Source organism: Ruegeria sp. G12 (genome assembly GCF_056533565.1).
This window is the reverse complement of sequence record NZ_JBQFOO010000002.1, coordinates 368,370-392,154: the sequence shown is the minus strand read 5'-3', so window position 1 is coordinate 392,154 and position 23,785 is coordinate 368,370. Positions and strand designations below refer to the sequence as shown.

28 protein-coding genes and 1 pseudogene are annotated in these 23,785 nt (G+C 59.7%); 14 read left to right on the top strand and 15 right to left on the bottom strand.

Features of this window, described 5'->3' with window-relative positions; all coding sequences use genetic code 11:
* Both ACR0JN_RS05800 and ACR0JN_RS05795 read right to left on the bottom strand, forming a co-directional pair.
* Nucleotides 1–402, bottom strand: coding sequence for a hypothetical protein (locus tag ACR0JN_RS05800; RefSeq protein WP_480884704.1), 402 nt, complete (start codon nucleotides 400–402; stop codon nucleotides 1–3).
* Between the two features lie 12 nt (nucleotides 403–414).
* On the bottom strand, nucleotides 415–1,617 hold the full coding sequence (locus ACR0JN_RS05795) for a pyridoxal phosphate-dependent aminotransferase (RefSeq protein WP_480884703.1): 1,203 nt from the start codon (nucleotides 1,615–1,617) through the stop codon (nucleotides 415–417).
* A 91-nt stretch (nucleotides 1,618–1,708) separates the two neighbouring features.
* On the opposite strand from ACR0JN_RS05795, the gene ACR0JN_RS05790 reads away from it, so the two are divergent.
* From ACR0JN_RS05790 to ACR0JN_RS05780, 3 genes are all read left to right on the top strand, one after another.
* On the top strand, nucleotides 1,709–2,101 hold the full coding sequence (locus tag ACR0JN_RS05790; RefSeq protein ID WP_480884702.1) for a helix-turn-helix domain-containing protein: 393 nt from the start codon (nucleotides 1,709–1,711) through the stop codon (nucleotides 2,099–2,101).
* Entirely contained in the window at nucleotides 2,098–2,355 is a 258-nt protein-coding gene (locus ACR0JN_RS05785; RefSeq protein WP_480884701.1) for a succinate dehydrogenase assembly factor 2, read from the top strand. The genes ACR0JN_RS05790 and ACR0JN_RS05785 overlap by 4 nt, the downstream gene beginning before the upstream one ends.
* Before the next feature lie 78 nt (nucleotides 2,356–2,433).
* On the top strand, nucleotides 2,434–2,931 hold the full coding sequence (locus ACR0JN_RS05780) for a MarR family winged helix-turn-helix transcriptional regulator (protein ID WP_480815191.1): 498 nt from the start codon (nucleotides 2,434–2,436) through the stop codon (nucleotides 2,929–2,931).
* Here ACR0JN_RS05780 and ACR0JN_RS05775 read toward each other — a convergent pair whose 3' ends face one another.
* From ACR0JN_RS05775 to ACR0JN_RS05765, 3 genes are read right to left on the bottom strand one after another with little or no spacing between them, the layout of a single operon-like run.
* Nucleotides 2,932–3,642 carry a DUF1194 domain-containing protein gene (locus tag ACR0JN_RS05775; protein WP_480884700.1) on the bottom strand — a complete coding sequence of 237 codons (711 nt, stop codon included), beginning with the start codon at nucleotides 3,640–3,642 and terminating at the stop codon, nucleotides 2,932–2,934.
* Entirely contained in the window at nucleotides 3,639–4,340 is a 702-nt protein-coding gene (locus tag ACR0JN_RS05770; RefSeq protein ID WP_480884699.1) for a DUF1194 domain-containing protein, read from the bottom strand. The genes ACR0JN_RS05775 and ACR0JN_RS05770 overlap by 4 nt, the downstream gene beginning before the upstream one ends.
* Nucleotides 4,337–4,765: a VOC family protein gene (locus tag ACR0JN_RS05765; RefSeq protein WP_480884698.1), complete on the bottom strand. Its 429-nt coding sequence runs from the start codon at nucleotides 4,763–4,765 to the stop codon at nucleotides 4,337–4,339. The genes ACR0JN_RS05770 and ACR0JN_RS05765 overlap by 4 nt, the downstream gene beginning before the upstream one ends.
* A 177-nt stretch (nucleotides 4,766–4,942) precedes the next feature.
* Between ACR0JN_RS05765 and thyX the strand changes: the two genes are divergently transcribed.
* Nucleotides 4,943–5,854 (top strand): FAD-dependent thymidylate synthase, encoded by a 912-nt coding sequence (gene thyX, locus ACR0JN_RS05760; RefSeq protein ID WP_480884697.1) that lies wholly within the window; start codon nucleotides 4,943–4,945, stop codon nucleotides 5,852–5,854.
* 155 nt (nucleotides 5,855–6,009) lie between these two features.
* Here thyX and ACR0JN_RS05755 read toward each other — a convergent pair whose 3' ends face one another.
* A complete protein-coding gene (locus ACR0JN_RS05755) occupies nucleotides 6,010–6,216 on the bottom strand; it encodes a cold-shock protein (protein WP_008758035.1) in 207 nt (68 codons plus the stop codon).
* Nucleotides 6,217–6,431: 215 nt separating this feature from the next.
* Here ACR0JN_RS05755 and ACR0JN_RS05750 point away from each other — a divergent pair, with 215 nt between their 5' ends.
* Nucleotides 6,432–6,749, top strand: a complete 318-nt coding sequence (locus ACR0JN_RS05750) for an ArsC/Spx/MgsR family protein (RefSeq protein ID WP_480815196.1) — start codon at nucleotides 6,432–6,434, stop codon at nucleotides 6,747–6,749.
* Between the two features lie 41 nt (nucleotides 6,750–6,790).
* Nucleotides 6,791–7,158 (top strand): annotated as a pseudogene (locus tag ACR0JN_RS05745) (hypothetical protein).
* 1 nt (nucleotide 7,159) lies between these two features.
* On the opposite strand, the gene ACR0JN_RS05740 reads toward ACR0JN_RS05745, so the two are convergent.
* From ACR0JN_RS05740 to thrS, 5 genes are all read right to left on the bottom strand, one after another.
* Complete coding sequence (locus ACR0JN_RS05740) at nucleotides 7,160–7,678, bottom strand: hypothetical protein (RefSeq protein ID WP_480815197.1); 519 nt, start codon at nucleotides 7,676–7,678, stop codon at nucleotides 7,160–7,162.
* A gap of 2 nt (nucleotides 7,679–7,680) precedes the next feature.
* Nucleotides 7,681–8,436 carry an HvfC/BufC N-terminal domain-containing protein gene (locus ACR0JN_RS05735; RefSeq protein ID WP_480884696.1) on the bottom strand — a complete coding sequence of 252 codons (756 nt, stop codon included), beginning with the start codon at nucleotides 8,434–8,436 and terminating at the stop codon, nucleotides 7,681–7,683.
* Complete coding sequence (bufB, locus tag ACR0JN_RS05730) at nucleotides 8,433–9,290, bottom strand: MNIO family bufferin maturase (protein WP_480884695.1); 858 nt, start codon at nucleotides 9,288–9,290, stop codon at nucleotides 8,433–8,435. Before bufB ends, ACR0JN_RS05735 begins: the two co-directional genes overlap by 4 nt.
* 70 nt (nucleotides 9,291–9,360) lie before the next feature.
* The gene (locus ACR0JN_RS05725) at nucleotides 9,361–9,663 is read right to left on the bottom strand and encodes a BufA1 family periplasmic bufferin-type metallophore (RefSeq protein ID WP_480815200.1); all 303 of its coding nucleotides are present in this window, start codon (nucleotides 9,661–9,663) and stop codon (nucleotides 9,361–9,363) included.
* Nucleotides 9,664–9,885: 222 nt separating this feature from the next.
* The gene (gene thrS, locus ACR0JN_RS05720; protein ID WP_480884694.1) at nucleotides 9,886–11,877 is read right to left on the bottom strand and encodes a threonine--tRNA ligase; all 1,992 of its coding nucleotides are present in this window, start codon (nucleotides 11,875–11,877) and stop codon (nucleotides 9,886–9,888) included.
* Between the two features lie 218 nt (nucleotides 11,878–12,095).
* On the opposite strand from thrS, the gene ACR0JN_RS05715 reads away from it, so the two are divergent.
* The 4 genes from ACR0JN_RS05715 to ACR0JN_RS05700 all read left to right on the top strand — a co-directional run bounded on the left by ACR0JN_RS05715 (nucleotide 12,096) and on the right by ACR0JN_RS05700 (nucleotide 15,301).
* Nucleotides 12,096–12,845, top strand: a complete 750-nt coding sequence (locus ACR0JN_RS05715) for an alpha/beta fold hydrolase (protein ID WP_480884693.1) — start codon at nucleotides 12,096–12,098, stop codon at nucleotides 12,843–12,845.
* Nucleotides 12,845–13,837 carry an alpha/beta hydrolase gene (locus ACR0JN_RS05710; RefSeq protein ID WP_480884692.1) on the top strand — a complete coding sequence of 331 codons (993 nt, stop codon included), beginning with the start codon at nucleotides 12,845–12,847 and terminating at the stop codon, nucleotides 13,835–13,837. Before ACR0JN_RS05715 ends, ACR0JN_RS05710 begins: the two co-directional genes overlap by 1 nt.
* 46 nt (nucleotides 13,838–13,883) lie before the next feature.
* Nucleotides 13,884–14,498 carry a hypothetical protein gene (locus tag ACR0JN_RS05705; protein ID WP_480885011.1) on the top strand — a complete coding sequence of 205 codons (615 nt, stop codon included), beginning with the start codon at nucleotides 13,884–13,886 and terminating at the stop codon, nucleotides 14,496–14,498.
* Nucleotides 14,499–14,584: 86 nt separating this feature from the next.
* Nucleotides 14,585–15,301, top strand: coding sequence for an alpha/beta fold hydrolase (locus ACR0JN_RS05700; RefSeq protein ID WP_480884691.1), 717 nt, complete (start codon nucleotides 14,585–14,587; stop codon nucleotides 15,299–15,301).
* Here ACR0JN_RS05700 and ACR0JN_RS05695 read toward each other — a convergent pair.
* Nucleotides 15,292–15,876, bottom strand: coding sequence for a DUF6151 family protein (locus ACR0JN_RS05695; RefSeq protein ID WP_480884690.1), 585 nt, complete (start codon nucleotides 15,874–15,876; stop codon nucleotides 15,292–15,294). The genes ACR0JN_RS05700 and ACR0JN_RS05695 overlap by 10 nt on opposite strands.
* 5 nt (nucleotides 15,877–15,881) lie before the next feature.
* Nucleotides 15,882–17,153 (bottom strand): polyhydroxyalkanoate depolymerase, encoded by a 1,272-nt coding sequence (gene phaZ, locus ACR0JN_RS05690; RefSeq protein ID WP_480884689.1) that lies wholly within the window; start codon nucleotides 17,151–17,153, stop codon nucleotides 15,882–15,884.
* Nucleotides 17,154–17,264: 111 nt separating this feature from the next.
* Between phaZ and ACR0JN_RS05685 the strand changes: the two genes are divergently transcribed.
* The 4 genes from ACR0JN_RS05685 (at nucleotide 17,265) to ACR0JN_RS05670 (ending at nucleotide 21,098) form a co-directional block, all read left to right on the top strand.
* Nucleotides 17,265–19,067 (top strand): PHA/PHB synthase family protein, encoded by a 1,803-nt coding sequence (locus ACR0JN_RS05685; RefSeq protein WP_480884688.1) that lies wholly within the window; start codon nucleotides 17,265–17,267, stop codon nucleotides 19,065–19,067.
* Nucleotides 19,068–19,197: 130 nt separating this feature from the next.
* Entirely contained in the window at nucleotides 19,198–19,644 is a 447-nt protein-coding gene (locus ACR0JN_RS05680; protein WP_480815542.1) for a phasin family protein, read from the top strand.
* A 135-nt stretch (nucleotides 19,645–19,779) separates the two neighbouring features.
* Entirely contained in the window at nucleotides 19,780–20,331 is a 552-nt protein-coding gene (gene phaR, locus ACR0JN_RS05675; RefSeq protein WP_480815208.1) for a polyhydroxyalkanoate synthesis repressor PhaR, read from the top strand.
* Between the two features lie 11 nt (nucleotides 20,332–20,342).
* Entirely contained in the window at nucleotides 20,343–21,098 is a 756-nt protein-coding gene (locus ACR0JN_RS05670; protein ID WP_480884687.1) for a trypsin-like serine peptidase, read from the top strand.
* Nucleotides 21,099–21,101: 3 nt separating this feature from the next.
* On the opposite strand, the gene ACR0JN_RS05665 is transcribed toward ACR0JN_RS05670, so the two are convergent.
* Both ACR0JN_RS05665 and ACR0JN_RS05660 read right to left on the bottom strand, forming a co-directional pair.
* Nucleotides 21,102–22,316 (bottom strand): DegT/DnrJ/EryC1/StrS family aminotransferase, encoded by a 1,215-nt coding sequence (locus ACR0JN_RS05665; RefSeq protein WP_480884686.1) that lies wholly within the window; start codon nucleotides 22,314–22,316, stop codon nucleotides 21,102–21,104.
* Between the two features lie 115 nt (nucleotides 22,317–22,431).
* Nucleotides 22,432–23,736 carry an NAD(P)/FAD-dependent oxidoreductase gene (locus ACR0JN_RS05660; RefSeq protein WP_480884685.1) on the bottom strand — a complete coding sequence of 435 codons (1,305 nt, stop codon included), beginning with the start codon at nucleotides 23,734–23,736 and terminating at the stop codon, nucleotides 22,432–22,434.
* Between the last annotated feature and the right edge of the window lie 49 nt (nucleotides 23,737–23,785).

The following is a 23,785-nucleotide window of genomic DNA, read 5'->3' as shown; positions in this document are numbered from 1 at the left end:
CTAGTCCTTCTCCAGCCGGTCCGCCTTTTTCCGCACCAGCACCGAGCGCAGATCGTGCATTGCCATCAGCAACCGGTCGGTCACATCCTCAAGCTGCTGATCCGACGCCTTTGACTGCGCCCATTGCGCGGTTAGGTTCAGGTAATCGACCGCGCGGTGAATGTCGTCGATATCCCGCTGCGCCAACAACGCCTTGCGCGCGTCCATCCAGCGGGTGATCTCGGCCCTATCCGCCTCGGTCAGCGTGCGCTGGCCATGGGGTTTGACCTCGCCGTTGCGGATGTTGATCACTGCAATCTGGTCCATTTCGATGCGCCGAAATCGGTTCTCGGTGTCGATCCTGAACACAACGGCCCCGTTTTCTCGCACGCGGAAATAGTATTCGGGCAACTCGGTGGACATGTGCGGCTCCGGTCAGGTCAAGGCGGCGCAGAAGCGTTGGATACGGGTGCAGGCCTCTTTCAGCGCCTCGTCCGAGGTCGCATAGCTGACGCGGAAATTGGGCGACAGGCCGAAGGCTGCGCCGAACACCACGGCCACGTCGGCCTCTTCCAGCAAGGCGGTTGCAAAGGTTTCGTCGCTGTCGATGACGGTTCCGGCAGGGGTGGTTTTGCCGATCAGCCCGGCGATCGAGGGATAGACGTAGAACGCGCCTTCCGGCTTGGGGCAAGTGATGCCGTCAATGGCGCTCAGCATCTCGACCACCAGATCGCGGCGGCGCTTGAAGGTTTCGTTGTTCGGGGCCAGAAACGCCTGCGTGCCGTTCAGCGCCTCAACCGCCGCCCATTGGCTGACCGAGCAGGGGTTCGAGGTGGATTGCGACTGGATCTTGCGCATTGCGACGATGATCTCGACCGGTCCCGCCGCATAGCCGATGCGCCAGCCGGTCATGGCATAGGCTTTGGACACGCCATTGCAGGTCAGCGTGCGGTCATAAAGCCCGGGCTCAATTTCAGCCGGTGTGCAGAACTGGAACCCGTCATAGGCGAGGTGTTCATACATGTCGTCCGACATGATCCAGACATGAGGGTGGCGCATCAGAACATCGGTCAGCGCCTTCAATTCCGCCGGGCTGTAGCCAGCGCCGGTGGGGTTCGAGGGTGAGTTGAAAATGAACCACTTGGTCTTTGGCGTGATTGCGGCTTCCAACTGTTCGGGTGTCAGCTTGAAGCTGTTCTCCAGCGTGGTTTCCACGATGACCGGCGTGCCGCCCGCCAACAGCACCATATCGGGATAGCTGACCCAGTAGGGCGCGGGGATGATCACCTCATCCCCCTCGTTCATCGTTGCCATCAGCGCGTTATATAGCGTCTGCTTGCCGCCGGTGCCGACCGAGATTTGCGCGGGCGTGTAATCCAGCCCGTGATCGCGTTTCATCTTGGCGCAGGCGGCCTGTTTCAACTCGGGGATACCGTCCGGCGCAGTGTATTTCGTCTTGCCAGCCGCGATGGCCGCCACTGCCGCATCCTTGATGTTCTGGGGCGTGTCGAAATCCGGCTCGCCTGCGCTCAGCCCGATAACGTCGCGCCCTGCGGCCCGCAATTCGGCGGCTTTTGCCGTCATTGCGATCGTGGGCGACGGTTTAACGCGTGACAGTGTCGCAGACAGGAAACTCATGGTCGGCCTCGGTTTGAATGATCAACCTGACTGTCATAGGGTGCGCCCGAATGACGATCAAGCGATATGAACCCAGGAATTGGAGACCCCGATGAACGACGAAAGCGACTGGTACGGTCCGGATGCAGCAACTTTCGGAGACCGGCTAGCAGGCGCGCGCGAAGCGGCGGGGATGACCCAATCCGAGATGGCCCGGCGGCTGGGCGTGAAAAAATCCACAATCGTCGCTTGGGAGAATGACCTGTCCGAGCCGCGCGCAAACCGGTTGTCGATGATGGCGGGTATGATCAATGTCTCGATCATGTGGTTGCTGACCGGCGAAGGCGAAGGGATGGATGCGCCACAAGAGGCTATGGAAGGCGATATCGAGCTGGCGGACGCCGTTGCGGAACTGCGCGCCATTCGGGGCGAGATGCGATCCTGTGCCGAGCGCGCGGCGCGTCTTGAGAAAAAGCTGCGCCTGATGTTGGAGCGGGACAGTTGACTGAAACGCGCGAGGTCCGGATCAAACGCATGAAAATGCGTTCGATGCGGCGTGGGATAAAAGAGATGGACCTGATCCTTTCCGCCTATGCGGATCGCAATCTGGACCATATGGATGCAGCCGGGCTGGATATGTATGACGCGCTGTTGCATGAAAACGATCAGGACCTGTATCAATGGGTCACGGGTCAGGTTCAGCCACCGGCCGTTTATGCGGATCTGATCGCGAATATCGGACAGACCTTTCAAAAATAACAGAAAATCCGGCTTAACCGATTATTGGTGAATTCGGTTCATTGTGTGTGAAACCGCGCGACTGAATCGGAGGGTCGGATGAGTATGGAAATGCAGGTCTCGGTGCCGGAAACCAAGGGGTTCATGACCAGCTATCTTGAGGCGCTGGCCCTTGTGGAACGGCTGCACCGGTTGCTGCTTGATGTCATCAAGGACGAATTCGAACGCGTCGGCGTGTTGGAAATCAACGCCGTGCAGGCGCTGCTGCTGTTCAACATTGGCGATCATGAGGTGACGGCGGGCGAGTTGAAAAGCCGTGGCTACTACCAGGGCAGCAACGTCAGCTACAACCTGAAGAAATTGGTCGAGATGGGGTATATGCACCATCAGCGGTGCGAGATCGATCGACGCTCGGTCCGGGTGCGGCTGACCCCGCGCGGGCGCGAGATACGCGATGTTGTGTCCGACCTGTTCTCGCGCCATGCCGAGGGGCTGCAGGGCCGGGGCGTTCTGGGGCTTGAAGGGATTGAGGATATCACCACCTCTCTGCGCCGGGTTGAGCGATATTGGACGGATCAAATCCGTTACATCTACTGATCAGGGGCGCGCGTCTGACAGCACCAGACTGTCAAGCTCCCGGATCAGCTTTCGCGCCATGGCGTCCCCGTAGGCCTCGAAACCCAATGCAACCTCAACAAAGGCGTCGGTTCCCAGAATGACCCACGCGTTGTAGTAGGCGGACAACTCGCCCACCTGAACGTAGCGTCTATCGCCGTTGCGAGGATCGTCTGCCCCGATCACCAGACCGTTAATGGTGACATCTGTCGATCTGAGTTTGGATTTCACGTCGCGCGGATGCGGGCCCAGGTTGTGCTTTCCGTCCCCCGACAAATCCAGCGTTCGTTTCCAGCACTCCGCCTGTTGCGCCAGCAGTTCAGCGCCAAAAGACATGGCCGCCCCGACGGCGGTTCCCTGCGGCGCCGCGCTGCGCTTGACCTTTTGCAGGCGCACTGCAATCCGCGACAGATCGGTGGCAGAACGGATCTCGGTCCAGTCCAGCAGCATCCTGTGATGCCCAGGTTCGCTCCACTCAAAGATCGCCAGGCGCACGGGGGTGGTGGAATTCGATAGGATCAGTTGGCTGACCTTTGGATGGCTCAAGGCTGACGCAAGGCCACCAAGCTGCAACTGGTATTCCCGAGCATCAACCGATCCGGACACGTCCAGCCCAAGCGCCAAGGCTTGACGGCACTGCGCCCCGGCGGGGCTGGCTGCTAAGCAAAGCATGGCCAGAACTCGCAGGATCATGGAGGGGATCCGTCCAGCGCACCGATTTGCAATCCGCTCAACTCGCGTTCCAGTTTCTTGCGCATCGCGCGTTCGAAATCTTCGAACCCATAGGCAATTTCCAGAAACGCGCCGGGTCCGTGCAGGACATTGTTTTCGAAAAACGGGATCAGAAACAACTCCCCTTCAAAATCGGCGGCGTTGATCACCAGACCGTTCACTACCGTATTCTGGAACGGAAAATGGCGGTAGGCGATCTGCGGCCCGTAGCCATCATTGTTTGTCCCGTCTCCGGACAGATCGATGGTCTGAAACAAGCATGGCGGGGCCTGTTTCATTAAAGAGGCACCAAAGCTCAGCGCATAACCCATCGCCGTGGCAGATTCGTTGTTGGACCGAACTGACTGACTGATCTGGTTAGCTGCTGCGTACAGATCGCCTGCGTTTTCAATCAGCCGCCAGTTCAGAATGACATGCTGATTGGTTTGCCCGCTCCATTCATATACCGCCAGGGCCACGGGCATGGGTGAGGAAAAGAAGGCGTCCTGAACCTCGGGCGCGATCAGGGCGGCGGCAAGGCCTTGTCGCTGCAGGGTGTCCTCGGTTGCATCCACCGAGACAGAGATATCCAGCGCAAGGGCCAGCGCCAGACGGCACGGCTCAGCGTTAACAGGGCTGGCCAGCGCGGCCAGGCCCAAAGCTATGATCGATCGGATCACCAGTGGCCGGTGCTCTCCATGCTGGCCCAGGGTTCCGCAGGGGCCAGAGCATCCCCGTTCTGCAGTAGCTCAACCGAGATATTGTCGGGCGAGCGCACAAATGCCATGCGCCCGTCGCGCGGGGGGCGGTTGATCACGATGCCATTGTCCTGAAGGTGCTGGCAGGTCTCGTAAATATTGTCGACGCCATAAGCGAGGTGGCCGAAATGACGACTGTCGCTGGGCAACCCGTCGTCGCCATCCCAGTTGTGGGTCAGTTCGATCGGCGCATCTTCTTGCCCCGGAGGGGCCATGAAGATCAGCGAAAACCGGCCCTGTTCGCTGTCATACCGGCGCGTTTCCTGCAGGCCGAGCAGCTTGTAAAACGCCATGGATTTCTCCAGATCCTTCACCCGGATCATGGTGTGAAGATATGTCAGCCCCATCTCGGCTTCCTTTCGATACTTATGGTTTAACGCAGCTTAGCGCGCGGACCTGATGTGTCGAGGGGGCAGAAGGAACACATTTTCAATATTGCCTGCATGGCCGTACATATGGCGGTTCCGGTGCTTGGGTTGTCGATATATAGTGGTCGGCGACTCATTGCTCGAAAGGAAAATTTCATGCCGCTGTCCGCCGATCAACTGGCCGAGGTCGAAGCGCAACGCGCGCAATCGCATCCAACACGTCGCGTCGTTGCAGAGGGCATGGAAGAGCGTCTTTACACGGCGCATCAGGTTCTGGACCACGGCTTTGTCCGCGTGATCGACTATATGGGCGACGACGCGGCGATCTGTCAGGCGGCGCGGGTGTCCTATGGCAAAGGCACCAAATCGGTTCAGAATGACGAAGGGCTGATCCGCTATCTGATGCGTCATTGGCATTCGACCCCGTTTGAAATGTGCGAGGTGAAGCTGCACGTCAAACTGCCGGTCTTCGTCGCTCGTCAGTGGATCCGCCACCGCACGGCGAACGTGAATGAATACTCGGCGCGCTATTCGATTTTGGACCGCGAATTTTACATCCCCGCGCCCGAACATGTCGCCGCCCAGTCCGAGGTCAACAACCAGGGCCGCGGCTCTGCGCTGGAGGGGGAAGAGGCTGCTCGCGTGCTGGACATCCTCAAGGCCGACAGCGCGCGGTGCTATGACAACTACGAGAACATGATCAGCCAGGATGGCCAGCAAGGTCTGGCGCGGGAACTCGCGCGGATGAACCTGCCTGCGAATATCTACACGCAATGGTACTGGAAGGTGGATCTGCACAACCTGTTCCATTTCCTGCGCCTGCGCGCCGATCCGCATGCGCAATACGAAATCCGGGTGTATGCGGAAGAGATGTGCAAGATCGTCGCCGACTGGGTGCCGTTCGCCTACAAAGCGTTCGAGGATTACCGTCTGGGCGCCGTGAACCTGTCTGCGCAGATGGTCGACAGCCTGCGCCGGATGCTGGCAGGAGAGGCGGTCACGCAGGAGAACTCCGGCATGACAGCGCGTGAATGGCGTGAGTTCGAAACGATTATCCGCGAAGGTTGAACTGCAGGCGCATCGTCACAACAGACCAAACAAAGACGCCCATGCGAAGATCGGGTCAGCATGGGAACTGGGCAATTGCCGGATGGGGGCGGTCGGCGGCCTGAAATTGGCCGCCAACCTTCTCTGAAATCTCCCCGCGCAATGCGGGGCTGTTTTTACAACGGCTTCAAATCAGCTGCCATCTGGCGGCCATCGCGCCCGTCCTGCAACTCGTACGAGACTTTCTGATTGTCAGCGAGCCCGGTCAGGCCGGAGCGTTCTACGGCCGAGATATGAACAAACACATCCTTGCCCCCTTCGTCAGGGGCAATAAACCCATAGCCTTTGGTGGTATTGAACCATTTCACGGTGCCGGTTGGCATGTCCCGTGTCTCCTTCTACTTACGCATTGTCCCACAAATTGGTGGGGGCGGTGACAAGTGAGACAGCAACGCGGCCGGTTTTGGGGCAACCGATACACTCCACATTGCATGTTTCACCTTTTTCAACATTGCACGGTGAAGTAAAAAATCAAGAATTACCGCAGGCAACAGGCGGAAATGCCCAAAATAGAATCAAATGCAGGAGCAGTGACCAAATGCGACTTTTTGGCTTGAAGACATGCGATACGTGCCGTAAGGCGTTGAAATTCTTGCCGGATGCGGAATTTGTGGATGTCCGCAACGACGGCGTGCCGGAAACCGTGCTGTCGCAAGCTTTTGCCGCGTTCGGCGAGGCTTTGCTCAACACGCGCTCTACAACCTGGCGTGGATTGGATGAGGAGCAACGCGCGCGCCCTGTGATGGAACTGCTGGCCGACCATCCGACCCTGATGAAACGTCCCCTGATCGAAAAAGAGGGCGGCTTGTCGTTGGGTTGGACCGCTGAAACACGGGCTGCGCTTGGCGTTGCGTGATCGCGTACATATCTGGTGATCAGCAATCGCGAGGATATGGAATGCGTAGCGCCGCCATGGTTTTGGGTGTCATCGCCGGGTTGATCGGCATGATCGTCGGTTTCGTCGGGTACGGAATTGTCGAGGCGATCCGCCATTTTGGCGGCATCGAGGGCCTCGCCGAACAGGTTGACGACCCGCGCTGATCCAGACGGTTTCCATCCTTGCCCCGCTTTTGGCGATTGCTGGCGGCGCTATGGCCCATGCCCGCGCCTTGGTTGCGGGTCTGTTGCTGTTGCTGTCGGCGGCGGGGATGTACTACGCGTTCGGGTTTGGTGTCTTCACCATGTTCCCCATCGCATTTGCCGGCGTGGCCGGTCTGCTTGGGCTTGCCGCAGGTCAGCCGGACAAGCCCAAGGCGCATTTCTAGATCACTTCAGCCGCAACAACTTGTCCAGCGAGATCGGACCAGCCCCGTTGATGATGATCACCAGCATCAGGAAGGTCCACATCACGCGCTGATCCATCAGCGTGATAGCGTTGTCGAACAGGCTGCCCAAAGCGATATTGTGGCCAACCACATCGGTCAGGGTCTGCACCCAGATAAAGCCGATCATCGCCAGCGCAGCCGGACGCGTCAGCAGGCCGACCAGCAGTAGAACGGGCAGAACGAACTCGGCCACTGTGCCGAAGAAAATCACGATGCGCTGAAAGAAGGTCATCTGAGTTACGTCATACAAAACGGCCTCGGCCGCCTTGGGGAAGATCTGGCCAAACGCACCTGCCGAGGGCGAAAAGATCGAACCGTCGATCTTCAGCGTCGCCGAATTCCAGTAGTAGAAGAACAGAACCGCGATAAAGACCGCCCGCGCCAGGGTCGGTGTCAGCCAGCCCGAGGAATGGTCGACCTTTTCCATTGCGGAATTATAGGTTGAGATCAGGGCAGTCATGTTTACAGCCTTTCGATAGTCACAGAAGTTATTGCACTGCCTTGCAAAAGCAGCGCCAGAGTGGTTCCCAGATCAAACTCCGGGATGTCCGTGGTGGTTTTTTCAAACGCGCCGCCGATGGTGTCACCGGCTTGCAGATGCGTAATCCAAATGGCCCCGCCCGGAGGCAGCGCCTGCGGAACGGGATCATAGTCAGGGCGGGTGATCAGCACATCCTCGGCCCGTGGCTCGGGTTTCGGGGCGTCGGCCTCGGTGTTGAAGCGCCAGATGGCGTGAATGGGCCAGTCCGAGCGGATGATCTGCATGGATGGGGCAAAGCCGAGTTTTGCCCGCATGATATCCTCGGGCGGCACGGCCAGTGCATCCGCCTGAGCCGGGGTGCTGTCGGCGGCGTGGTACGATCGCCGCAGCGCGAGTTCCAGCCGAGCGACGTCGGGCAAGTATCCCAGATGCGACAGCTGCGGCATGTCGGCCAGAAACTCGGGAAACCGGTCGCCATAGAACATCATCAATGGCGAGGACGGAGGGTGCTGTCGCAGGAAGATACCCGATAGACCATCCATATTCTGCGTGCCCAGCAGCTTGGTGATCACCGGAAACGCCTGCTGCATCGCCTCGGTCAGCGACACCGCCACGTTGTTGCGATAGACGCTGAACCGCCGACCTGCGGGCCGGGATTCGGCATCCGTCAACCCGTCCGGGACGGGGGCCTGCGCATCCAGCAACGCTGCCTGAAAGGTGGATTGAGACACACTCATGCGGGTACCCGGTCTAACGCGGTTTGGGCGCGTTCGGCCTCGGCCCGCAGCACGGGCCAATCCGGGACGTCGGTATCCCATTCAACCAACAGCGGTTTGGGGCCGGATTTGTCCAGCACGTAATCCAGCAGTGCCCAAACGGGGTCGACCACCTCTCGCCCGTGGCTGTCGATCAGCAGGGGATGGCCGTGGTCGTCCTCGTCTTCGTCATGTCCGCCCAGATGAATTTCGCCGACCTGATCCAGCGGATAGGCGTCGATATAGCCCTGCGGTGAAAAATCCAGATTGGTGGCCGACACAAAGACATTGTTGACGTCCAGCAACAGGCCGCATCCGGTGCGCTTCGAAATCTCGCGCAGGAAATCGGGCTCGGACCAGGTGCTTTCCTCGAACGCCAGATAGCTTGAGGGGTTCTCCAGCAGCATTTGCCGCCCGACCGTGTCCTGCAACTGATTGATATGGTCACAGACGCGCGCCAGCGTTTCGTCGGTATAGGGCAGGGGCAGCAGGTCGTTGAAAAAGCTGGTGTCGTGGGTCGACCACGCCAGATGTTCGGAAAAGCTGGCCGGATTCAGCCAGTCGACCAGATGTTTCAGACGCGCCAGATGATCCGGGTCCAGCGGACCTTCGCCGCCGATGGACAAGCCAACGCCGTGAACCGAGATCGGAAACTGTTCGGACAGGTGACGCAGTTGCGCCAGAGGTCGCCCGCCATCGCCCATGTAGTTTTCGGCGTGGATTTCCAGCCACGCAACGGGCTTGGCGTGTTCAAGGATTTGCGCAAAATGCTGCGGTTTGTAGCCAACGCCCGGCGCGGCGGGCAATCGGTTTGACCTGAGTGCGTCATCCAACATCTGCGAATCCCCTGATCATAGCAGAAGGGCGGGCGAACCTGCCCGCCCTTCGCAATTCATTCGGACAGCCTTATGCGGGCAGGTCGCGATCCAGCGGCTCGAGCGAGCCCTTGCGGTCGGTACCATCAGCGGTTTTCGGCAATTCGATATCGCCGCAGGTGCCTGCATCGACCAGCGTCCATGCGTTGCCCTGATAATCGACGGTCGAGGTGCCCGCGCAGGTGGTGCCGGGGCCTGCGGCGCAGTCGTTCTGACCGGCCAGCGAAACGCCATAGCATTTCTCTTTGGCCTGGGCGGTTGCGGTTGTCGCTGCGCCCGATACGGCTGCTGCCACGGCGCTTGCGATGACCAGTGTTTTTGCGGTGTTCGACATCTCGGTAATCCCTTTTGATGACTGCGTATGTCTGCTTGTGACAATGACAAAGGTAATGGCTTGTAGGCCGGGTTTGAATTCACGAGCCCGTGTCTCACAAGCGCGTCAGGCAACACTGTGCCCACTTGTAAGTTAACATACTGTTTTTGAATTGAAAAAGGGGAAATGTTTCAATCCGGCCCCGGATTTGGGGCCGGATTGGTGGCGATATGATGCCGAATGTTACAGCAGGTCTGGCGGAGTCGCCGCCTGCGACAGTTCAATTGTTACAGCCTCAAGCGATTGAACCTGCGTCTGTTTTTCACCCAGACGGCGAACGCTGACGGTGCGCTCGTACACCTCGCGGTGGCCGACGGCCAGAATGACCGGCACCTTGCCGACCGAATGCTCGCGGACTTTGTAGTTGATCTTTTCGTTTCGAATATCGGCCTCGGCGCGGACACCGGCGGCTTTGAGCGTTTCGACAACTTCCATCACATAGGCGTCGGCGTCCGAGGTGATCGAGGCGACCACGACCTGACGCGGGGCCAGCCAGAAGGGCAGCTTGCCTTCCCAGTTCTCGATCAAGATGCCGATGAACCGTTCGAACGAGCCCAGACAGGCGCGGTGCAGCATATAGGGGCGGTGCCGGTCGCCATCTGCGCCGACATAGGTCGCGTCCAGACGCTCGGGCAGGTTGGGATCAACCTGGAATGTGCCGCATTGCCAGACCCGGCCGATGGCGTCGGTCAGATAGAAATCCAGCTTGGGGCCGTAGAATGCGCCGTCGCCGGGTTCCAGGGTATAATCCCGGCCCACCGCCTTGATCGCGTTTTCCAGCGCGCCTTCGACATAATCCCAGCTTTCATCGGTACCCACGCGTTTTTCGGGGCGGGTGGCAAAGCGGATCTCGAACTCTTTGAAGCCGAGCTCGTCATAGACATTTGCCAGGAAATCGATGAAGCGCGCGCATTCCTCTTGGATCTGGTCCTCGGTGCAGAAGATATGAGCGTCGTCCTGCGTGAACCCGCGCACGCGCATGATGCCGTGCAGGGCCCCCGACGGTTCAAACCGCGCGCATGATCCGAACTCGGCCAGCCGCAGCGGCAGATCGCGATAGCTTTTGAGGCCCTGATTGAACACCTGCACGTGGCAGGGGCAGTTCATCGGCTTCAGCGCGTTGATCCGGGTCTGGTCGCGGTTTTTCGAGCTGGCGTCGTCATTCTCGCCATCGCGGCTTTCGTCGACTTCGACGAGGAACATATGGTGCTGGTATTTCTCCCAGTGGCCCGAGGCCTCCCACAATTTGCGGTCGACGACCTGAGGGGTGTTGATCTCGTTATACCCGCCTGCACGCTGTTTGCGCCGCATGTAGTCCTGCAGTTGGGTGTAGATGGTCCAGCCGTTCGGGTGCCAGAACACCTGACCGGGGGCTTCTTCCTGCATGTGGAACAGGTCCATCTCGCGGCCCAGCTTGCGGTGGTCGCGTTTGGCGGCCTCTTCCAGCATATGCAGGTGCGCCTTTAGCTTTTCCTTGCCGGTGAAGGCCACGCCGTAGATGCGTTGCAGCATCTGGCGCGAGCTGTCGCCGCGCCAATAGGCCCCGGCGATGGACATCAGCTTGAACGCATCACCCGGCAGCTGACCGGTGTGCTGCAGGTGCGGGCCGCGGCAGAGGTCCTGCCAGTCGCCGTGCCAGTACATGCGCAGCGGCTCATCCCCGGGGATGGCCTCGATCAGCTCGACCTTATAGGGCTCGTCATTGGCGGTGTAGAAATCGATCGCGCGCTGACGGTCCCAGACTTCCGTTGTCACGGCGTCGCGCTTGTTGATGATTTCCTTCATCTTTTTCTCGATCAGGCCGAGGTCTTCGGGGGTGAAGGGTTCGGCACGGTCGAAGTCATAATACCAGCCGTTTTCGATGACGGGGCCGATGGTGACCTTGGTGTCGGGCCAGATCTCTTGCACCGCGCGGGCCATGACATGGGCCAGATCGTGGCGGATCAGTTCGTTGGCCTGCGCCTCGTCCTTCATGGTGTGGATGGCGATTTGCGCGTCGGCGTTGATGGGCCATTGCAGGTCCCAATGCTTGCCATCGACCGTGGCCGAGATGGCCTTTTTGGCCAGCGAGGTCGAGATGTCGGCTGCCACCTGCGCTGGCGTGACGCCAGCGTCATAGGATCTTGCATTGCCATCGGGGAAGGTGAGTGAGACGGATTTTGAATCCAGGGCCATATCGGCTCTCCTCGTCGGTTTGGCGCCCACTGAACGCCCGGTTGCGGGTTATGTGTGTTGCGCTGCTTTGGCAGGTGGTGGTGCGTGTGTCAAGGGTTGGAGCGAGGGGCGCTGTCCCTCGCGCACCCCGGGATATTTTTGGCCAGATGAAGGGGGATCGGGGAATTGCGGTTAGGGGTGGGACGTGCATGATGAGGGGGAATAGCGGCGAGGGTTTCATGGCAGCGACAGAATTTCTGGAGACGGCGCAGGGGCGGCGGTTGGCGTATCACAAGAGTGAGGGCGCAGGGCCGACCGTGGTTTTTCTGGGCGGTTTGAAGTCGGATATGGAGGGCACCAAGGCGGTGCATCTTGAGGCCTGGGCGCAGGCGCGCGGGCAGGCGTTTCTGCGGTTTGACTATTCGGGTCATGGTGAGAGTTCTGGCGCGTTTACAGAGGGTTGTATCGGGAATTGGCATGAGGATACCGTTGCTGCAGTGACATCTCTGACCGATGGGCCGCTGATTGTCGTGGGGTCCTCGATGGGCGGCTGGCAGGCCTTGTTGCTGGCCAGAGAAATGCCCGCGCGGATTGCCGGGATGGTGACCATCGCTGCAGCGCCGGATTTTACAGAAGATGGGTATTGGGCGTCCTTTACCGACGAGCAGAAGGCTGCGTTGGAAACGGTTGGGCATGTGGAATTGCCCTCGGACTATATGGAGCCCTACATCATCACCAAGCGCATGATCGAGGATGGCCGGGAGCGCCTTGTTCTGCGCGCGGCTTTGAGCCTGCCCTTCCCGGTGCGGTTTCTGCAGGGCACGGCGGATACGGCGGTCTCTGTCGAAACGGCGGTGCGGTTGCTGGAACATGCCACGGGGCCGGATATGCAGTTGCGGTTGGTAAAAGATGCCGACCATCGGTTCTCGGATGGGCCGTGTCTGGGCCTGATCGAAGACGCGGTGCTTGACGTGCTGGGGGCAGGCTGATGCGGCGCTTTGGGTGGATATTGGGGCGTCTGCTGCTGGCGCTGATCGTGGTCGGCGGGCTGATCTACTGGTTCGGGCCGCGGGAGGAGGTGGATCTGACCCCCTCTTTCGATGCCCGTAAGTTTGGCGAAGGTGTGCAGGTTTATTTCGAAAGTATTGAGTCGGGGTTTGACGACATCACGCCCGGCGTTGATAAACGGGTGATCTGGCAGGACGGGTTCAAGGAACAGCGCACGCCGTATTCGGTGCTTTACGTGCATGGGTTTTCGGCCAGTTCCGAGGAAATCCGCCCGGTGCCTGATCGGGTCGCGGACGCGTTGGGGGCCAATCTGGTCTACACGCGCCTGCAGGGGCATGGCCGTGACGGCGCGGCGATGGGTGAGGCGACCGCCTCGGGCTGGATGCAGGATATGGCCGAGGGCTTGGCCGCAGCCCGCGCGGTTGGCGACAAGGTCGTGGTCATCTCGACATCGACCGGGGGCACGCTGACGGCGGCGGCGGCGCTAGACCCTGACCTCAGCGCGGATGTGGCGGCGATGATCTTTGTCTCTCCCAACTTTGGGGTGAACTCTCCAGTTGCTTTCATGCCGGGCCTGCCCTGGGCGCGGGACTGGCTGCCGCTGGTGATGGGGGAGGAGCGGGATGTGTCCAGTTCGGACCCGGAAAAGAACAAATACTGGTCGGTTGTCTACCCCTGGGTGGCCGTGGTGCCGATGACGGTTCTGGTCGATACGGTCTATGCGCTTGATTTCTCGGGCGCGACGGTGCCCGCATTGTTCATGTTCTCGGATGATGATCAGGTCGTGCGGCCCAAGCGGACTCACAAGGTGGCTGAATCCTGGGGCGGGCCGGTGACCGTTGAAACGGTGACAATGGGACCGGGCGATGATCCGATGTCGCATGTCATTGCGGGTCGCCTGATGTCGCCGGGCCAGACTGATGCGGCGGTCGAGGCGATGTTGGCTTGGCTAAAGGGGCAGGGGATCGAATGACGCGCTCTCCATTCACACGGGTCTGAACATGCGCAAACCGGGCAGCATGTGGAGCCTTGAGACCCTTGGTCGCGTGCGCCTGTCGCGGCATTTCTATATGCGGGATTTTCTGTATTCCGAGATCGGGAGTTTTCATCAGAAACAGAACGTCCCCGACAACCCCGATCTGGCAATTCAGACGGGTCGTGCCCTTTGCGAGACCCTGCTGGACCCTTTGGAGGAGACCTTTGGCCGGATCGCCGTGCGCTCGGGCTATCGGTCCCCGTCGCTGAACCGGTTTGGCAATGAGAACCGCCTGAATTGCGCCCGCAATGACAATCCGATGGAATGCCATATCTGGGATCGCGGCACGGGCGAGGCGCGCATTGCGGGTGCGTCCATCGTGATCCCGTGGTTTGCGGATCGCTATGCTCAGGGGCGCGACTGGCGCGATCTGGCGTGGTGGATGCATGATCATCTGGACTATTCGGAGATCTGGTTCTTCCCCAAGCTCTGCGCCTTCAATCTGGTGTGGCGGCCCCAGCCTCATCGTCGGATCGACAGCTACATCGCGCCGCGCGGGTGCCTGTTGCGACCCGGGGCCGAGCCCGAGGAGGACCTGCGCCAACGGCAATCCCGATACGCGGATTTTCCCACCTTTCGCGGCATTCGCTATCCGTGAAGTTTTCCTTGCCCCGCAGGGGTAAAACTTTCATCCTGAGAGCAAACGGAAAGGACTCGGATAACCGAGCAGAGGGAGGGACCCGCGTGATCGAGCCGCTGGTGTTTTTACCTGATTTCATGGCCGATGCCCGGCTGTTTCGCCCTCAGATCGAGGGGCTGTCGCGCGTCAGGGCGGTGACTGTTGCGCCGATTTCGCAGGGCGAGCGGATTGAAGAAATCGCCTCGGGCCTGTTGGATCAGTTGCCGCACCGCTTTGCCCTGGCCGGGCTTGGTATGGGCGGCGTCGTGGCGCTGGAATTGGTCCGCCGCGCGCCCGAACGGGTGTCGCGCCTGTGCCTGATCGCAACCGATGCGCAGGCGGACACGCCGCAGATGGCAGCCGGGCGCGAGGAGTTGATCATTGGCGCGCAGGCCGGTCGGTTGGAGGAGGTCATGCGCAAGGTCGTTGGCTCAGATGCGCTGGCTCCGGGGCCGCAGCGGATACCGCATCTGAACACCCTTCTGGCCATGGCGACGGAACTGGGGCCGGATGTGTTCGTGCGACAGATGCGGGCGTTGCAGCGACGGCCTGACCAGCAGGGTGCGCTGCGGCGGATCAAGGTGCCGACACTGATCCTGTGCGGTGCCCATGACACGCTGACGCCGGTTCGAAAACACGCCTTCATGGCCGAGCTGATCCCCGAGGCCACCTTGCAAACCATTGAACACGCAGGGCATCTGCCAACGCTGGAGGCTCCGGACATCGTCAATGATGCGATGGGGGATTGGCTGAGCGCGCCTCAGATGATGGCTTACGTATAAAGCGCGGCTCGGTCGCTTTTGCTGATAACTGTGGGCCGGGCGACCGGCGTTCCGGTCTTCGGATCAAAGAACGGCGCGTCTTTCCAGCTTCCGGACAATCGGGATTTGACAACGCGGCGCAGCAACCCGATGGCCGCGGGGGCCAGATGCTCATGCTTTTGCTTGCCGTTCGGCTGCGGCACAAACCCCCGCGTTTTCACCGGGCCAAGGCCTGAGGGGTCGGCAAGCCGTTTGACGATGAACCCGGCAAAGGGAAACTTCGGAGTGTTCGGCGTGGTCGCCAGCGGGGCATTGCAGCATTTGGCATACCAGCGCAGCATGCCCTTGGGGCTAAGCTTCATCGCCGCCAGATGGTCCGCGCCCTGATCAATCACGATCGCCTCGGGCACCATCTGCAGAACGTCGACAGGGCCGGGGGCCGGGTCGGGCTGCCCGAAATACAACTGCGCTGCGCGGCAGTCATGGCAGAAGCAGGCGGCATGCGTGCTGAGCGGCAAACCCGATGCCGCGATGCGACCGCTTAGGGCCCCGCAGGTGCAGGCAAAGGCGAGGTCGGCTGACGCGCGCTCGCCCATTGTCCTCAGGCGACCTTGTTGCTGTTCGCCGCCCGACGGCGCGGTTTGCGGCTGTTTTCATTCATGAAATTGATCACCAGCGGGCGGATATTGTCCCGCCAGCTACGTCCGGCAAAAATACCGTAGTGACCCGCTCCGGGCTCCACATGGCTGGCCTTTTTGCTGTCCGGCAGGCCGGTGCACAGGTCCAACGCAGCGATGCACTGACCAGGTGCCGAGATATCGTCATTCGCGCCTTCGACGGTCTTGACCGCAACATCGGTGATTTTGCCGATATCCACCTTGTGACCGGCAACGACAAATTCGTTGCGGGCGATTTCCCGGTTTTTGAAGATGCGTTCAACGGTAGACAGGTAAAATTCTGCCGTCATGTCCATGACCGCCAGATATTCATCATAGAAGCGGTTGTGGGCGTCGTGATCCGACGCCTCATCCCGAATGATGCGCTGAATCTGGTCAGAAAACGCTTTGGAATGGCGATCTGCGTTCATGGACATGAACGACGCCAGTTGCAGCAGGCCGGGATACACCATCCTGCCAGCACCCTTGTATTTGAAACCAACGCGCTGGATCATGGTCTTTTCCAACTGACCCATCGTGACACGCCGACCAAAATCGGTCACGTCCGTTGGGGTCGCGTCTGGATCGACGGGGCCACCGATCAACGTCAGTGTGCTAGGCTGGGCCTTGGGCTCGACCTCGGCCAGATAGGCCGTGGCGGCCAATGTCAGCGGCGCGGGCTGGCACACGGCGACCACATGCGTGTCGGGGCCAAGTTCCTTCATGAAATCGACAAGGTAGAGGGTGTAATCCTCGACATCGAACTTGCCTGCGGACACGGGAATATCGCGCGCGTTATGCCAATCGGTGATGTAAACCTCGCAATTGACCAGCAGGCTTTTGACGGTCGACCGCATCAAAGTGGCATAGTGCCCGGACATCGGCGCGACCAACAGCACCTTGCGCGGTTGCGTCTCACGCCCGTTTACCTTGAAGTGAATCAGGTCCCCGAAGGGGCGTTCCAAAACCGTGGTGACATCAACAAGATGATCTTTACCGTCTTCGCAGGTGAATGTGCGAATACCCCAGTCGGGCTTGACGACCATGCGCTGGAATGTGCGCTCTGTCACCTCACCCCAGGCGGCCATCCATCCGAATGCCGGGTTGGGAACCATAGAAAACATGGGATAAGACGCCATCGCGCTTGCAGTGGCACCAAGCCACTGGTTCGTGTTGCGCATGGTTTCCATCAGGTCATAGGTCATCATGTAGCGCATCGACGGGGCCTCCTGTGCGGTGTCGTGTAAGTCCGGACCATTCGTCGCTTTGCCCCCCGACGCCCACGACGCTATTCTGCATGGCAGCGAGATTAGGTGGGAATTGTTAAAATGACAACAAGTGAAGGTCAAATGTCTGACATTAGCGAAGAACATATTGAACGGCTTAAAGAAAATATGGAAAAAGTCGAACAGCTTTCCAAACGTTTGGTCGAGATTATGGCTGTAAAAAAGCCCCGAACCTCTGCGTTGGACGGTCCGAATCAAGATCTTTTCGCGCGAGCAGCAACCTCTTATTGGGCCGAAGCTTGGCAGAATCCCGCCAAACTTCTTGAGCAACAGATCGAGTATTGGGGCAAGTCGGTCATGAACTTTGCCGAAGCGCATCAGGCGCTGACAACAGGCGAAGTCGAAGACGAAGAGGCCAGACCCACGGACAAGCGGTTCTCGAACCCCTTGTGGGAAAGCAATCCGTACTTCCGTTTGATCCGACAGCAATACCAGACCAATGCCAAGGCGCTGGAACAAGCCGTGGCATCGGTGGAAGACCTGGATCAGACCGACAAACAGCGACTTCAGTATTTCTCGCAGCAGATCATCGACATGATGGCCCCCACCAACTTTCTGGCCACCAACCCCGATGCGCTGGAGAAAGCGATCGAGACCGAGGGGCAATCGCTGATCCAGGGGCTGGAAAATCTTGTATCGGACCTGGAAGCCAATGACGGTGAACTTGTCGTCAAGCTGGCCGATGACAGCGCCTTTGAGATCGGTGGCAACCTGGCGACCACGCCGGGTGATGTGGTTTACCGCAATCGCATGATGGAACTGATCCAGTACAAACCTGTGACGGAAACGGTCTGTGAAACGCCTATCGTGCTGTTCCCGCCGTGGATCAACAAGTTCTACATTCTGGACCTGAAAGCCCAGAACAGCATGATCAAGTGGATCACTGAACAGGGCTATACCCTGTTTGTCGTCAGTTGGATCAACCCGGATGCCTCGTATGCGGAAGTCGGAATGGAGGACTACATCGAAGATGGTTTCCTGGCTGCGATTGAAGAGGTCAAGAAGATCTGCAAGGTCAAGCAGGTCAATGCCGTCGGCTATTGTATCGCGGGAACGACCCTGAACCTGACGCTGTCGCTGCTCAAGCAGCGGGGCGACAAGTCGGTCAAATCGGCGACGTTCTTTACCACCCTGACGGATTTCGGTGAGCAGGGAGAGTTCACGCCCTTCCTGCAGGACCATTTCGTAGACGGTATCGAGGAACACGTTGCCAAGGAAGGGCTGCTGAACGCCTGGATTCTGGGGCGCACCATGTCCTTCCTACGATCGCGCGACCTTGTTTATACGCCCGCCATCCGCAATTACATGATGGGTGAGACACCGCCTGCGTTTGATCTGTTGTTCTGGAACGGAGATGGCTCCAACCTGCCGGGTAAGATGGCGGTCCAGTATTTGCGCGGCCTGTGCCAAAACAACGACTTTGTCGAGGACGGTTTCGAACTGATGGGGCACAAGTTGCACATCAGCGACGTGGATGTTCCGATCATGGCGATCACCTGCGAGACCGACCATATCGCCACCTGGAAAGATTGCTATCGCGGATTCCGGCAGACCGGGTCGAAATCCAAGACCTTTGTCGTGTCTGAATCGGGGCATATCGCCGGTATCGTTAACCCGCCCAGCAAGAAGAAATACGGCCACTACACCAATCCCGACCTGAAGGCGGATGCCGATACCTGGCTGAAAGAGGCGGACTTCCACGAAGGGTCATGGTGGCCGCTATGGGAGGCGTGGTTGAAGAAGCGCTCAGGCAAGCAGGTTCCGGCCCGCGATACGGGCGATTCGGACCATGAGCGCCTGTGCCCGGCTCCGGGGTCCTATGTTCTGGTCAAAGCAAACCGCTGATTTCATTTTGAAACTCAATTTTTCTGCAGCGCAGCAAGAAAATGCTTGCAATGCTGCGCTGCAGAAACCATATTGTCCTCAAGCTGATGAAAGCCGGGGTGGGCCCGGTTCGGCAAAAAGGATTAGGACAATGGCAAAGACGCAAGACTTCACCGCGATCATGAAAGACATGATGGGCGCATTCCCGGTAGACACCGCCGCAATGGAAGACGCATTCAAATCGACCGCTTCGCTGAACGAAAAGCTGTCGGGCGTTGCTCTGGAAGCAGCTGAAAAATCGGCTGAAATCTCGAACAAATGGACCAAAGAAACTCTGGCCAAACTGACCGAGATGTCGAAAGCAAAGGCAGAGCCTGCTGACTACGCAAAAGCCGCAACCGACTTCGCAAGCGCGTCGGCTGAAGTTGCTGCCGAAAACATGGCCGCTTTCGCTGAAATCGCGAAAAAAGTTCAGACCGAAACCGTCGAACTGCTGATGGCTGCCGGTAAAGACGCTGCAGAAGAAGCAACTGCTGCTGTCAAGAAAGCTACCAACGAAGTGACGACCGCTGCCAAGAAAGCGGCCGCCGCCAAGTAAGGAAGGGGCGCGACAGGCACCCATTCCTCCCAACTGGTGCAGTTGCGCTGGGCAGGTCGCTTGACCTGCCCTTTCTTTTTGTGCTGCAGTCGCATAACCTGTGCTGCAATGCATCATCCTTGGGGAGGGTTAAGGGTGTCGAACCAGGAAAAACCGTTGTTGATCAAGCGTTACGCCAGCCGTCGGCTGTATAACACCGAGACCAGCGACTATGTCACGCTTGAAGATATCGCGGGGTTCATCCGCGACGGGCGTGAAGTACAGATTATCGACCTGAAAACCGGCGACGACCTGACGCGCCAGTATCTGCTGCAAATCATTGCCGAGCATGAAAGCCGGGGCGAAAACGTTCTGCCGGTGAACGTGCTGAATGACCTTGTGCGCAGCTACATGGTTCCGGGCGGCGGGATGATGCCGCAGTTCCTGCAAAGTTCGTTCGAGATGCTGCGCGAAAGCCAGTCCAAGATGATGGAAAACATGAACGCCATGAATCCGATGTCCCAGATGCCTGGGTTCGAAGCGATGCAGGCGCAGCAAAAGGCGTTCCTCAAGGCGATGACCGGAGGATTGTCGGGCAACTGGTCCGGCCCCGACAGCGACGAAGAACAGGCCGAACCCAAAGAGGATCTGGACGATATCAAAAAGCAACTCGCCGAGTTGCAGCAGAAGCTGTCCAAGCTGAACTGATCCTTCAAACGATGCGCTGGCTTGCCGTTTGCGTCGCTTTGCTTTTCGCTCCGGCGGCAATGGCGCAAGGCCGCTTCACCGAAATCTGGTCGCCTGTTTGCACGCTGGGTGCCAGTGCGGATGCCGGATGCGATGACATCCGCGCGCGCGAGATTCTGGATGCCTCCGCCGCGCCATGGCGCGCTATCGGCAGGGTCAACTTTGCCAGCCGGTCTCAGCGGTCCCATTGCACGGGTGTCCTGATCTCGGACCGGCAGGTCCTGACCGCCGCCCATTGCCTATTCAACAGCGCCCGTAAACGCTGGATTCCCGCCGCTAGCATCCGCTTTGCGGCAGGGTATCAACGTGGAGAGGCCGTTTCGGTTTCAACCGTCGAAAGCTATCGGTTGCACCCCGATCAGGGTGCCACCGGTTTTGACAATCGCCCCGAACGGGATTGGGCTGTGCTCGAACTGACCGAACCCGTCGGGCAATCCCTGGGGTTTCTGGGACTTGCGGAAGCCGACGCCCGGCCTGCCGCAGGAACAGTTGCCGGTTACCCCGGCCTGCGGCCTCATGTCCAGAGCCGGACAAAGGATTGCCGTTCGCGCACAGTGGCTAAAGGGCTGATGATCGCGACCTGCCCGGTGATGATGGGCGATTCTGGCGCACCGCTGTTGGTGCAAACCCCATCGGGCCTGCGGATTGCCGGTGTTCTGTCACGCATTGCGGCGACCCCGGAAGGGATCAACGCATTGTTTGTGTCTGTGGATGCGATTGCGGATTGACCCTCAGGTCCCGTAGGCAGGAACCGGGCCGATCACCTCACCGACCGAGGCCAGCAGGATGTCGGCAATCACGTCCAACTCTTCGCGGGTCAGGCGCACTGGAAGGCGCACGTCGCAGGCCTTCATCAGCATCTCGCGGGTCTGGGGCAGGTCGAACTTTTCGGGCAGGAACTGCCAGTTCCAGAACGCGCGGGCGTTGTCCTCGCTCAGACCAAAGACCTGAACCTTGACGCCTCTCGCCTCCGAGGCTTCGGCAAAGGCGCGGATTTCATCCTCGCTCAGCCCGACCAGATTGAACTGGATCGAATCCGGCGCGCGGCGTTCCGGGGCCAGCGGGGCAGGGACGTCGATATAGGGCGATGTGTTCAGGCGGTCGGCCACGTAGTCGTGGTTCGCCAGTCCATCCCGCACGCGCCGCGCCAGTTCCGGGATTTGCGGGCGGATCACAGCGGCGCTGAGGTTGCTCATGCGCAGGTTATACAGCGGCAACTGGTTCTGCCAGCGGGCAAAAGCGTCGCGTAACTCGGGCGAGTTGTCGCCATGCGGGCCCTTGTGCTTTTTCCAGTTGTGCTCATAAGCGCCCGACATGATCACCGCGCGGGCGACCAGATCGGCGTCATCGGTGATCAGGATGCCACCTTCGCCCGCGTTGATCATCTTGTAGGACTGGAACGAGAAACAGCCGACCTTGCCAATGGTGCCGATATTGCGCCCGTGCCAGGTGGTGCCCAGTGAATGGGCCGCGTCCTCGATCACCGGAATGTTGCGCGCATCACACAGCGCCATGATCGCGTCCATGTCCGAGGTATGTCCGCGCATGTGGCTGATGATCACCGCCTGAACATCGGCAAGCTTGGCCGCAAAATCTGCCATGTCGATGCGATAATTGTCACCCACTTCGCACAGAACCGGGATGCAATCGGCATGCACGATGGACGAGGGCACGGCCGCAAAGGTAAAGCCCGGGATCAGCACGCGCGCATCGCGTGGCAGGCCAAGCGCCTTGAGCGACAGGAACAAAGCGGCGGAACAAGACGATACCGCCAGCGCGTATTTCGAGCCCAGCAATTCGGCAAACTCAGCCTCGAGCAAAGCAACCGGGGCGTCCTGCGGTGCGGTATAGCGGAACAGGTCGCCGGATTGCATCAAAGCGTCAATCGCCTCGCGGGCGGCGGCAGGGATGGGTTCGGCATCATGAACGTTGGGCGGCAGTGTCATATTTGGAAATCCCGAATTCTAACTTTTGTTTATCTAAATCAAAGAGCCTGCCAATGCCAAGTCCCCTTTCGGCGGGTCGGCGAAATTTCACCAAACTGTCGCAATGGGAAAAGGGTCAGATCCCCAGCCTATCCCGCAACGCGTACCACGTCATCGCCAGCGCCAGCAGGGGGCTGCGCAACGCCGGACCGCCGGGAAAGGGCAGGGCGGGCACGCGGGCCAGAGTGTCGAACCCCTCGGCCTGTCCCTGAATGGCCTTTGCCATAAGCTGACCGGCATGGGTAGCCGTGCCGACGCCATGACCGGAATAGCCCGAGGCGGACAGGATATTGGGGGCCACCCGCGCCAAATACGGCATCCGTCGCATGGTTATGGCCAGTGTACCGCCCCAAGCGTAGTCGATTTTCACATCGCTAAGGTGCGGGAAAATCTGCGCCATCGGTTTGCGGACGGTGGCGGCGATGTCAGAGGGGAAGCGATAGCCATAGCTTTCGCCGCCGCCAAACAGCAACCGGCCATCAGCGCTGAGACGGAAGTAATTCACCACGAACTTCGTGTCAGCGACGGCCACGTCCTGCGTCAGAACTTTGGCAACATCCGCGCCCAGCGGTTCGGTCGCGGCGATGAAGTTGTTGATCGGCATGACCCGCGCCGCCACTTGCGGGTTCAAACCGCCCAGATACCCGTTACAAGCCAGAATGACGTGATCCGCAGTGATCGTGCCTTGTGCTGTCCGGACAGAAACGCTTGGGCCTTGTTCGATGTCCAGAACCTCGGTGCCTTCAAAGATACGCGCGCCTGCTTGCGCGGCGGCGCGTGCCAGACCCAGCGCATAATTCAAAGGGTGTAGATGGGCCGCCCCCTTGTCCAGATACCCGCCCTTGTAGACGGGCGAGGGGCACAGCGCACGGCCCGCCTCAGCATCCAGAGGCTCAATCTGGTCGTACCCGTAGCGACCGGACAGATGCGCGGCGTGGTCATGCAGGTCGCGCCGCTCGCCATCGCTCAGCGCCATGCTGGCAACGCCGGGTTTCAGATCGCAGTCGATCTGATGGCGCGAGATCAGGGATTTCACCAGCGCTTTAGCCTCCTCGGCCAGGTCCCACAGCTTGGCGGCGTCGTCATCGCCAACCAGCCGCTCCAGATCCTCCTGATCCATCCGCTGCGCGCTGCCCAACTGGCCACCGTTGCGGCCCGACGCGCCAAAGCCCACGCGATGGGCCTCAAGCAGAACAACATCAAACCCTGCTTCAGTCAGATGCAGCGCCGCCGACAGGCCGGTATAGCCGCCCCCCACGATGCAAACATCGGCTTTGGTATCGCCATCCAACGCCGGAAACCGGTCCATCGAATTGGCCGTTGCCGCATACCAACTGGCCGGGTACTCGGCCTTCCGATCATTGGAATACAGCAGGTTCATCCCGCGCCCCGGCTTCTTCTCGTTCCAAATACGGACATCCCGAACGGTC